Origin of the sequence: Maritimibacter sp. HL-12, assembly GCF_900177545.1 — a bacterium.
Lineage (GTDB): Bacteria > Pseudomonadota > Alphaproteobacteria > Rhodobacterales > Rhodobacteraceae > Sinisalibacter.
In genome coordinates this window covers 2,261,876-2,271,590 of the sequence record NZ_FXBQ01000001.1, presented here as the reverse complement: position 1 = coordinate 2,271,590, position 9,715 = coordinate 2,261,876, and the positions used below count along the sequence as shown (strand labels likewise).

At 64.8% G+C, this 9,715-nt stretch carries 7 protein-coding genes; 2 read left to right on the top strand and 5 right to left on the bottom strand.

The annotated features are described in order from the left end of the window. Positions 1-53: 53 nt before the first annotated feature. The 3 genes from B9Y97_RS11415 to B9Y97_RS11405 form a co-directional block, all read right to left on the bottom strand. Positions 54-1,448 carry a NarK family nitrate/nitrite MFS transporter gene (locus B9Y97_RS11415; RefSeq protein ID WP_085526858.1) on the bottom strand — a complete coding sequence of 465 codons (1,395 nt, stop codon included), beginning with the start codon at positions 1,446-1,448 and terminating at the stop codon, positions 54-56. A gap of 64 nt (positions 1,449-1,512) precedes the next feature. Then, positions 1,513-3,162: an MFS transporter gene (locus B9Y97_RS11410; protein WP_085526857.1), complete on the bottom strand. Its 1,650-nt coding sequence runs from the start codon at positions 3,160-3,162 to the stop codon at positions 1,513-1,515. A gap of 17 nt (positions 3,163-3,179) precedes the next feature. Then, entirely contained in the window at positions 3,180-3,680 is a 501-nt protein-coding gene (locus B9Y97_RS11405; protein WP_085526856.1) for a universal stress protein, read from the bottom strand. 249 nt (positions 3,681-3,929) lie between these two features. Between B9Y97_RS11405 and B9Y97_RS11400 the strand changes: the two genes are divergently transcribed. Further along, entirely contained in the window at positions 3,930-4,628 is a 699-nt protein-coding gene (locus B9Y97_RS11400) for a cyclic nucleotide-binding domain-containing protein (protein WP_085528219.1), read from the top strand. A 30-nt stretch (positions 4,629-4,658) separates the two neighbouring features. Here B9Y97_RS11400 and B9Y97_RS11395 read toward each other — a convergent pair whose 3' ends face one another. Together B9Y97_RS11395 and B9Y97_RS11390 are read right to left on the bottom strand one after the other, a co-directional pair. After that, positions 4,659-6,719 carry a DEAD/DEAH box helicase gene (locus tag B9Y97_RS11395; RefSeq protein WP_085526855.1) on the bottom strand — a complete coding sequence of 687 codons (2,061 nt, stop codon included), beginning with the start codon at positions 6,717-6,719 and terminating at the stop codon, positions 4,659-4,661. 170 nt (positions 6,720-6,889) lie between these two features. Continuing rightward, positions 6,890-9,142 carry an adenosylcobalamin-dependent ribonucleoside-diphosphate reductase gene (locus tag B9Y97_RS11390; protein ID WP_085526854.1) on the bottom strand — a complete coding sequence of 751 codons (2,253 nt, stop codon included), beginning with the start codon at positions 9,140-9,142 and terminating at the stop codon, positions 6,890-6,892. 111 nt (positions 9,143-9,253) lie between these two features. Here B9Y97_RS11390 and B9Y97_RS11385 point away from each other — a divergent pair, with 111 nt between their 5' ends. Continuing rightward, complete coding sequence (locus B9Y97_RS11385) at positions 9,254-9,685, top strand: DUF1489 family protein (protein ID WP_085526853.1); 432 nt, start codon at positions 9,254-9,256, stop codon at positions 9,683-9,685. Positions 9,686-9,715: the final 30 nt, after the last annotated feature.

The window sequence follows — 9,715 nt, the reverse complement described above, 5'->3', positions numbered from 1 at the left end:
CTATCGGTTGGCTTGCGGTGCCCGGCATCTGGGCGGGCGCCGCGGGTCAGGGGTCAGCAGGGGTTCGAGGCGTTCGAGCGGGTGTAGTAGAACCAGGTCACCACAACGCAGAGCGCGTAGAAGGCGGCGAAGCCCCAAAGCGCGGCGGCCGGTCCGCCGGTCATCTCGATCGAGGTGCCGTAGGACTTGGGGATGAAGAAGGCACCGTAGGCGGCCACCGCCGAGGTGAAGGCGATGATCGCACCGCTCTCGCGCTCGGCCACCCGCAGCGTCTCGCGCTCATCGAGATCGGGGCGCAGGCGCGGGATTTCCTGCCGCATGATGATCGGGATCATCTGGAAGGTCGAGGCATTGCCCACGCCGGTCAGGAAGAACAGCGCCATGAAGGCCACGAAGAAGCCCGCGAAGTTGCCCTCGGTGCCGCCGAGCGGCAGGAAGTAGATCACGCTCACCACCGCGACGATCATGCCGATGAACACGAAGAGCGTGACGCGCCCGCCGCCGAACTTGTCGGAGATCCAGCCGGTGGCCGAGCGCGAGAGTGCGCCCACCAGCGGCCCGAGGAAGGCGAGGTGCAGGGTTTCCATCATCGGGAACTGGGTTTTCATCAACAGCGGAAAGCCCGCCGAGTAGCCGATGAAGCTGCCGAAGGTGCCGACGTAGAGCACCGACATGATCCAGTTGTGCTTGCGCTTGAGGATGCTGAGCTGGTCACCGAGCGAGGCCTTGGCGTCGGCGATGTCATTCATCCCGAACCAGGCCAGCAGGGTGAAGATCACGAGGAAGGGCACCCAGATGAACCCGGCGTTCTGCAGCCAGAGCTGGCCGCCGTCGGAAATCTCCTGCGCCTGACCGCCCATCGCGCCGAACAGGCCCATGGTGATGACGACGGGCACGACGAATTGCACCACCGACACGCCGAGGTTGCCGAGGCCGGCATTCAGCGCCAGCGCGTTACCCTTCTGCGCCTTCGGGTAGAAGTAGTTGATGTTGGACATCGACGAGGCAAAGTTGCCGCCGCCGAAGCCGCACAGAAGCGCAAGGATTACAAAGATGGAGTAGGGCGTTTCGGGGTCCTGCACCGCGAAGCCGATGCCGAGAGCGGGCAGCAGCAGCGAGGCGGTAGCAATCGCCGTCCAGCGCCGCCCGCCGAAGATCGGCACCACGAAACTGTAGAAGATGCGCAATGTCGCCCCCGAAAGCCCGGGCAGAGCGGCCAGCCAGAAAAGCTGGCCGGTGGAGAAGTCGAAGCCGATCGCGGGCAACCGGGCCACAACGACAGACCAGACCATCCACACCGCGAAGGCGAGAAGCAGGCTGGGGATCGAGATCCAGAGGTTGCGACGGGCGATGGCCTTGCCCTTCTGTTCCCAGAACTCGGACTCTTCAGGCCGCCAGTCGGTCAGAACGTGGCCGGTCTGGCCAGTGGAAGTTGAGGAGATCGCCATGTGTCTATTCCTTGAAATGTGGCGTTTTGGAACCCGGCCGGGCGCCCCCCGGCCGGCCATTGGATCATTCTGCGGTGGCTTTGGTCCGCCCGCTGCCAAGCCGGGCAAGCGCCGCGCGCAGGTCTTCGAGATCATTGAACTGGGCGGTGATGGTCAGGCCGTCGCCGTGATCGGAAAGCCCGATCTTCCTGGAGCCTTCGAACAATTCCGCCAGTTCGCGCTTGGCTTCGACCTTCTGCGCGGCTTCCACGGCGATGGCCTGGTCAACCGAGCTCAGGACGTATTCCTCGTCGAAACCGCCCTCGGGCTCCTTGAGCCACAGGTAGCAGACCACCCACGAGACCAGCGCCCCGGCGGAGATGATGAAGAAGAAGGTCGAAGGCTCGACGAACATGAAGACGAAGAGGTAGAACACCGCGCCGACGTTGCCGTAGGCCCCCGCCATGCCCGCGATCTGCCCGGTCACCCGACGCTTGATCGAGGGGATGATGCCGAAGGTCGCGCCTTCCGCGCCCTGCACGAAGAACGAGGTGGCGATGGTGATCGCGATGGCGATGACCAGCGGCCAGGTGCTGTTGAGCAGGCCCATCAACGCAAAGCCGATGGCGATCCCGAGCATGTAGGCCAGCATGACGAATCGGCGGTTGCCCATCCGGTCGGAAACCAGCCCACCCATCGGCCGCGCTACGAGATTGATGAAGGCGAAGGACGAGGCGATCAGGCCCGCCGCCACCGCCGTCAGCCCCCAGGTTTCCTGGAAGAAGAACGGCAGCATCGACACCACGGCCAGTTCCGCGCCGAAGTTGGCGAAATAGGTGGTGTTGAGGGCGGCGACCGATTTGAACGGGTAGCGGTCGTCCTCGGGCACACCTTTGCGCAGGATCGGGAGGTTCACCCGAAGCACCTGCCAGATCTGGTAGACCACGATCACGGCGATCGACGCATAGGCGATCGCGGCCACGAAGCCGTCGATATAGCCCATCGCCTGCACCCGGTAGACGAGGATCGAGAGCACGCCGATCAGCGGCACGGTGAAGATCACCAGCAGCACGAGATCCTTGTAGGTCGATACCTCCAGCGCCATCGCCTTGCGCGGCTTCTTGTGGGTATCGGCGGTCGGCCCGTCGGTGATCGCGAACCAGTAGAACACGCCGTAAAGCGCCATGATCACGCCCGAGGTGGCCACGGCATAGCGCCAGCCGTCATCGCCGCCGAAGATCACCAGCGCGACGGTGGGAATGGTCATCGCCGCCGCCGCTGAGCCGAAGTTGCCCCAGCCGGCATAGAAGCCTTCGGCAAAGCCGATGTGGCGCGGCTTGAACCACAGCGCCGTCATGTGAATGCCGACCACGAACGAGGCGCCGACCGACGAGAGCACGAGGCGGGCGACGAAAAGCTGCATCGCGCTGTCGCCAAAGGCGAAGAACATCGTCGGCACCGCCATGGTGACCATCAGCACCGAGAACACCCGGCGCGGCCCGAACCGGTCAAGCGCCATGCCGACAATGATCCGGGCGGGAATGGTCAGCGCGACGTTGGCGATCGCGAAGAGGCGGATGTCGTCCTTGGTCAGCCAGTCCACCGACGCCAGCATCGAGGAGGCCAGCGGCGCCATGTTGAACCAGACGTAGAAGGTGATGAAGAAGGCGATCCAGGTCAGGTGAAGCGCCCGGATTTCGGGGTTTCTTACCCGGAACAGGTCCGAAACTTGCATGGTTTGCGTCCTTGTTCTTATTTTTGCGCCGCCGACATCTCGGTGTCGGTCAGATGCGTGGGAATGATCATGATCGGGCACTTGACCCGGCGCGCGAGGAAGGCCGAGACCGACCCGAAGGTCATGTGATCGAACTCCTCGACCAGCGCGTCGATGCGCCGGGTTATGAAGCGCAACGGCCCGCTGTCGGGCTGGTGACTGTGGCGGGCCATGACCAGGAGATCCGGCTTGCGCTCTTCGGCGGCGCGCAGAATCATCTTGCGGGCATCGCCCTCGGCAAGGATCACGCGGGCCTCGAAGCCGGCCGCGGCCAACTCCGCCGCCGCCCGCTCCACGCCGGTTTTCTGAAGCGCGTATTGCTCGCTGAACAATTCGTCGACGTCGGCGGTGGCACTGCCCACATCCTCGATCACTGTCACGAGCGTGACGGTCGGCTTCAAGGGGCCGAACATTTCAATGACCGCGTCCAGCGCGATCCGCGCGTTGCGCGAATGATCGTAAGCCAGCATCAAGTCCATTATGTCCTCCGGATATTGCCCGAACCGGGCACCACGCGCGTTTGGACTCCTTGAAGACCACCGCCGCCGGGAAAAAGTTGATCCAGATCAGAAACGCCAAGAAAACTGTTTGAAATAAATGGCTTACCGAAATATTTCGGGTTCGCTTTGGATATTGATCAATTCCTGCATCAACATCATTCGGGAGAGTCCTTGACAAATATCAATTGAAGACCGAGGCTCCGACGGAGCCAACGATTGGACGCTGTGATGCCCGATACCTTTTTCGAGGATGTGCGCAGTCTGCACCTGTTCTCGAAGATGTCGGCAGACAACTTCGCCGACCTGATGCGTGCGGCCTATGTGCAGAACTTCCCGCCGCAGATCGAATTGATTTCGGAGGGAGATCCGAGCGATTTTCTCCACGTGGTCCTCTCCGGCGAGGTCGATCTTTTTGCGCGCTGGAACAATCGCGAAACCTCGCTGGCAACCCTGCGGCCAGTTTCCACCTTCATTCTCGCCGCCACGATTCGCGATGCGCCCTACCTGATGTCGGCGCGCACCCTTGAGAAAAGCCGTATTGCGCTCATCCCGAGCCAGGATGTGCGCGCGGTCTTTGATACCGATGGCGATTTCGCCCGCGCGATCGTGGCCGAACTCGCCCTCGCCTACCGATCAGTGGTGAAAACCCAGAAAGATCTCAAACTTCGCAGCTCGCTGGAACGTTTGGCCAATTGCCTGTTGCGGCAACAGACGCGCGTCGATGGTGCCGAGGAGTTCACCTTGCCTTACGAAAAGCGCCGGCTTGCCTCGCTCCTTGGCATGACGCCCGAGAATCTCAGCCGGGCGTTCAAGGGACTGCAGCCCTACGGCGTGCGGGTGGCCGGCAGCCAAATCACCATAGCCGACCGCAAGGACCTGGAAAGCCTGGCCAAGCCCTCACCCTTGATCGACGACTTCCTGGTTTAAGGCGCGGCACCACGTTCCGGGCACAACGGCTTACCGTTTGCGCCGGGGCGGGGCGTCGCCGCCTGACCTGTTGGGTTTCTGGTTTCCGGTGCGCGGCTTCTTGTTGCCGGGTCGGTCCATGCGCTGTGACGTGTCGGTGGCACCCGACCTTGTCTTGCTACTGCCGGTTTCGCGCGCCTTGTCGCGACCCGCACCGGATTGCGACGGATTCGCAGGCTTGGTCCAGTCGGTCTTGCGCGGCCCGGTCTGGCGCGGCTTGCGCGGCGCATCCTTGGCCGGCTTGGACGGGGCCTTTGCAGACACCGGCTCCGGGGCCGCGGTTTTCGGGGCCGGCGCAACCTTTTCGGGGCTCTTGCCGGCATACGGCTTGCCGCGCGGCGCGGGGGCCTTCTCGCGGGGCGGCTTGCCGCGTGGCGCATCGCCGCGTGGCGCGGCCTTCCGGTCCGGTCGGGGGCCTGTGCGATCCTTCGAGGCGGGGCGCGCAGGCTGCGCGGCAGGCGAAGGCCGGGCCGCGCTATCTGGCGGGCCATCGAGTTTGCGCGCCCGAATGTCGTCTTCCAGCACGGCATCGGGGCCGAGACTGTCGAGCAGGCCCGCCGCGGCGACCTCGGCGATTTCAACCAGGGTTGTTTCGGGCTGCACCCGGATCTTGCCGATATGGGCCTTGTCGAGATTTCCGGCGCGGCACAGGAGCGGCAGCAACCAGCGCGCTTCGGCCCGGCGATCCAGCCCGACCGAAAGCTCAAACCAGACCGAAGGCCCGAAAGCGGCACGTTCGGTGCGTTGTTTCTGGCCGGTCGGCGCATTCAGCTCTTCAGGGGCCGACAGGCCCGCCCGGTAGAGCCGCAGGCAAGCGGCCGCGATCTGCTCGGGGGTCTTTTCAGCCACCATCCTGGCGGCGAACGCGGCCTCCGCATCCGTGAGGTCGGCGCTCCAGACCGGATCGGCCAGAAGCCGGGTCTCGTCGAGCGCGAAGATTTCCTCGGGCGTTGGCGCGTGGGTCCACTCGGCCTCGATCTTCGCCCATTTCAGAAGCCGCGCAGCCTTGTTCGCCATCTTGTCGGGCGCGATCAACGCCGAGATGCCCTTTCGCCCGGCGCGCCCGGTGCGTCCCGACCGGTGCAACAACCCCTCGGTATTGCTCGGCAGATCGGCATGGATCACCAGGTCGAGGTTCGGCAGGTCGATGCCGCGCGCGGCCACGTCGGTGGCGACACAAACCCGGGCCCGCCCGTCGCGCATCGCTTGCAGCGCGTGGCTGCGTTCGTCCTGGCTCAACTCACCCGACAGGCTGACCACGGCGAGGCCCCGGTTGGCGAAGCGGGCCGCCAACCGGCTGACCGCGGCACGGGTATTGGCAAACACGATCGCTGTCGGCGCATCGTGGAAGCGCAGCATGTTGATGATCGCGTGTTCGGCATCGGCGGCGGCAACCTGCACCACCTGGTAGGCAATATCCGCGTGCTGGGTTCCGCGCCCGAGCGTGGTGACCCGCACCGCATCGCGCTGGAACTGCTTGGCCAGTTCGGCAATGGCGGGCGGAACCGTGGCCGAGAACAGCAGCGTGCGGCGATCCGCCGGGGCCGCCCCGAGCATGAATTCAAGGTCTTCGCGAAAGCCGAGATCGAGCATCTCGTCGGCCTCGTCGAGCACGATCGCCCGGATATCGCCCAGGTCGAGCGCGCCGCGGGTGATATGATCGCGCAACCGGCCCGGCGTGCCGACGACGATATGCGCACCGCGATCCAGCGCGCGGCGTTCCTCGCGCGCATCCATCCCGCCGATGCAGGAGACCACGCGCGCGCCCGCTCGGGAATAAAGCCAGACCAGTTCACGTTGCACCTGCAACGCCAGTTCACGGGTCGGGGCAACAACCAGCGCCAGCGGCGCGGCGGGTGGGCCAAAGCGCTCCTCCGCGCCCATCAGGGTTTGCGCGATCGCAAGGCCAAAGCCCACGGTCTTGCCCGATCCGGTCTGGGCCGAGACCAGCAGGTCGGCCTCTGCCAGTTCAGGGGCCGTCACCGCCTGTTGAACATCGGTAAGCGTGTCGAAGCCGCGTTCGGCAAGGGCGTCGGAAAGGGTCGAGATCATGTGAGAAGCATCCGTGTGGCCATGCGCCGACGTGGCGCGCCAAAGAAAGGCATCGCTAGGCTACTCGGCCGCGCATGTCTAGGCTCAGCCGAGCCTGTAGCGCCGACAAGGCCCATTTTTGCCGGTTTATCCGCGCCGATGGCACAGTGGTCGGGCAACCTGCCCCGCGCTCAGCCGCATTTGGAATGGCCGCAGGCACCGCAGGTCATGCAGCCTTCGACCATGCGCATCTCGTACTGGCCGCAGCGCGGGCAGGCCGGGCCACGCTGAATCCCGAGGTTGACGACCTGCGATTGCGGGTCGGACTTCAGCCCCAGCCCCTCGCCCGCGAGAAACCCGGTCTCGACCATGTGGCGCTCGATCACGCCGCCGATCGCGGCGAGGATCGAGGGCACGTATTTGCCGCCGATCCAGGCCCCGCCGCGCGGATCGAACACCGCCTTGAGTTCCTCCACCACGAACGACACGTCGCCGCCGCGCCGGAACACCGCCGAGATCATCCGGGTGAGCGCCACGGTCCAGGCGAAATGCTCCATGTTCTTGGAGTTGATGAACACCTCGAAAGGCCGCCGGTGGCCGTTCACGATGAGGTCGTTGATGGTGATGTAGATCGCGTGCTCGCTCTCGGGCCAACGCAGCTTGTAGGTGGCACCTTCGAGCGCCGACGGCCTGTCGAGCGGCTCGGACATGTAGATCACGTCGGCACCTTGATCGGCTTCGGGGGCTTCCTCGCTCGCCTCGCTCACGCTGAGCACGCTGCCGGTCACGTCGTTCGGCCGGTAGGTGGTGCAGCCCTTGCAGCCGGTTTCGTAGGCTTGCATGTAGACATCCTTGAATGCCTCGAACCCGATATCCTCGGGCACGTTGATGGTCTTGGAAATCGAGGAATCCACCCATTTCTGGGCTGCCGCCTGCATCCTGACATGATCGGCCGGCGCCAGCGTCTGGGCGTTGACGAAATGCTCGGGAAGGGGGGCATCGCCGAACTTGTCGCGCCACATCTGAACGGCGTAGTCGACCACCTCCTCCTCGCTGCGCGACCCGTCTTTTTGCAGAACCTTGCGCCTGTAGGCGTAGGCAAACACCGGCTCGATGCCTGAACTCACATTCCCGGCATAGAGGCTGATCGTTCCGGTCGGCGCGATCGAGGTCACCAGCGCGTTGCGGATGCCATGTTGGGCGATGGCCTCGCGCACGCTTTCGTCCATCTCCTGCATGTTGCCGGACGCGAGAAACCGTTCGGCGTCGAACAGCGGGAAGGGGCCCTTTTCGCGGGCCAGATCGACCGAAGCAAGATAGGCGGCGCAGGCGATCTTGTGCATCCATATCTCGGTCTGCCGCACCGCCTTGTCGGAGCCATACCGCAGCCCCAGCATCAACAGCGCATCGGCAAGGCCCGTTACCCCCAGCCCGATCCGGCGCTTGGCCTGCGCTTCCTGGCGCTGCGCCTCGAGCGGAAAACGCGAAATATCCACCACGTTGTCCATCATCCGCACGGCAACCCGCACCAGGTCCTTGAGCGCCGCCGCATCGAGCCGCGCACGCGCCCCGAACGGGTCGATCACCAGCTTGGCCAGGTTGATCGAGCCGAGCAGGCAGGCCCCATAGGGCGGCAGCGGTTGCTCGCCGCAGGGGTTGGTGGCCGAAATCGTCTCGCAATAGTTCAGGTTGTTGGCCTGGTTGATCCGGTCGATGAAGATCACCCCCGGCTCGGCGTAATCATAGGTCGCCTGCATGATCCGGTTCCACAGATCGCGCGCCTCGACGGTGTGATAAACCTTGCCGTCGAAGACCAGATCCCAACTCGTTCCTGCCTTGACCGCCTCCATGAACGGGTCGGTCACCAGCACCGACATGTTGAACATGCGCAGCCGGGCCGGGTCTGATTTCGCGGCGATGAAATCCTCGATGTCGGGGTGATCGCAGCGCATCGTCGCCATCATCGCGCCGCGACGACTGCCCGCGCTCATGATCGTGCGGCACATCGCGTCCCAGACATCCATGAAGGACAGCGGGCCGGAGGCATCGGCCGCCACCCCCTTCACGTCGGCCCCCTTGGGCCGGATGGTGGAAAAATCATAGCCGATGCCGCCGCCTTGCTGCATCGTCAGCGCCGCCTCGCGCAGGTTCTCGAAGATGCCCGACATCGAATCGGGTATCGTGCCCATCACGAAGCAGTTGAACAGGGTCACGCTGCGCCCGGTTCCCGCGCCAGCGAGGATGCGCCCGGCGGGCAGAAACTTGAAATCTTCGAGCGCGGCATAGAACTCCGCCTCGCGCTCCGGCTCGTGTTCGCTCAGCGCGCGCGCCACGCGCCGCCAGCTGTCTTCCACGCTCTGGTCGATCGGCGTGCCGTCCGCCGCCTTCAGGCGGTATTTCATGTCCCAGATGGACTCGGCGATCGGGGCGGTGAAACGGCTCATCGGAGGGTTTCCTGTTGCGGCAGGGGAAGGCCCATCACGATACGCGGAGGACCGCGAATGGTCAACTTGCGCCCGGCGGTTCACCCGGTATCTTGTGGCAAGGGGGTGCCCATGCCGCAATACGTCAACCTGGTGAAACTTTGCGTCGGCTGCGAAAGCGTCGAGGATCTCGCCCGCTATCAGCGCGAGCGCGGGATGGGCGACCCCGACTGGCTGCCGCGTCACGTCACCCGGATGTGGCCCAAGCGCGAGGCCGAATTGCTCGCGGGCGGCTCGCTCTACTGGGTGATCAAGGGCGCGATTCTTGCCCGCCAGCGCATCCTGCGGCTTGACGAGGTGATCGGGCAGGACGGTATCCGGCGCTGCGGCCTCGTGCTTGCGCGCGATATTCACCGCACCAACACCGCGCCGCGCCGCGCCTTTCAGGGCTGGCGCTACCTCGCCGCGAGCGACGCGCCGGCCGATCTTCGCGCCGACCGCGAGGGCGACGATGCCCTGCCCGCGGAACTCTCCGCGCAACTGGCCGAAATCGGGATCTTCTGACCGCGCGCCCGAGCCTTCGGGCAAGGCGGT

Coding starts and splice junctions, on each gene's coding strand:
- B9Y97_RS11390 (WP_085526854.1), bottom strand. CDS start 9,142: ATGAGCCGTTTCACCGCCCCGATCGCCGAGTCCATCTGGGACATGAAA.
- B9Y97_RS11410 (WP_085526857.1), bottom strand. CDS start 3,162: ATGCAAGTTTCGGACCTGTTCCGGGTAAGAAACCCCGAAATCCGGGCG.
- B9Y97_RS11415 (WP_085526858.1), bottom strand. CDS start 1,448: ATGGCGATCTCCTCAACTTCCACTGGCCAGACCGGCCACGTTCTGACC.
- B9Y97_RS11385 (WP_085526853.1), top strand. CDS start 9,254: ATGCCGCAATACGTCAACCTGGTGAAACTTTGCGTCGGCTGCGAAAGC.
- B9Y97_RS11395 (WP_085526855.1), bottom strand. CDS start 6,719: ATGATCTCGACCCTTTCCGACGCCCTTGCCGAACGCGGCTTCGACACG.
- B9Y97_RS11405 (WP_085526856.1), bottom strand. CDS start 3,680: ATGGACTTGATGCTGGCTTACGATCATTCGCGCAACGCGCGGATCGCG.
- B9Y97_RS11400 (WP_085528219.1), top strand. CDS start 3,930: ATGCCCGATACCTTTTTCGAGGATGTGCGCAGTCTGCACCTGTTCTCG.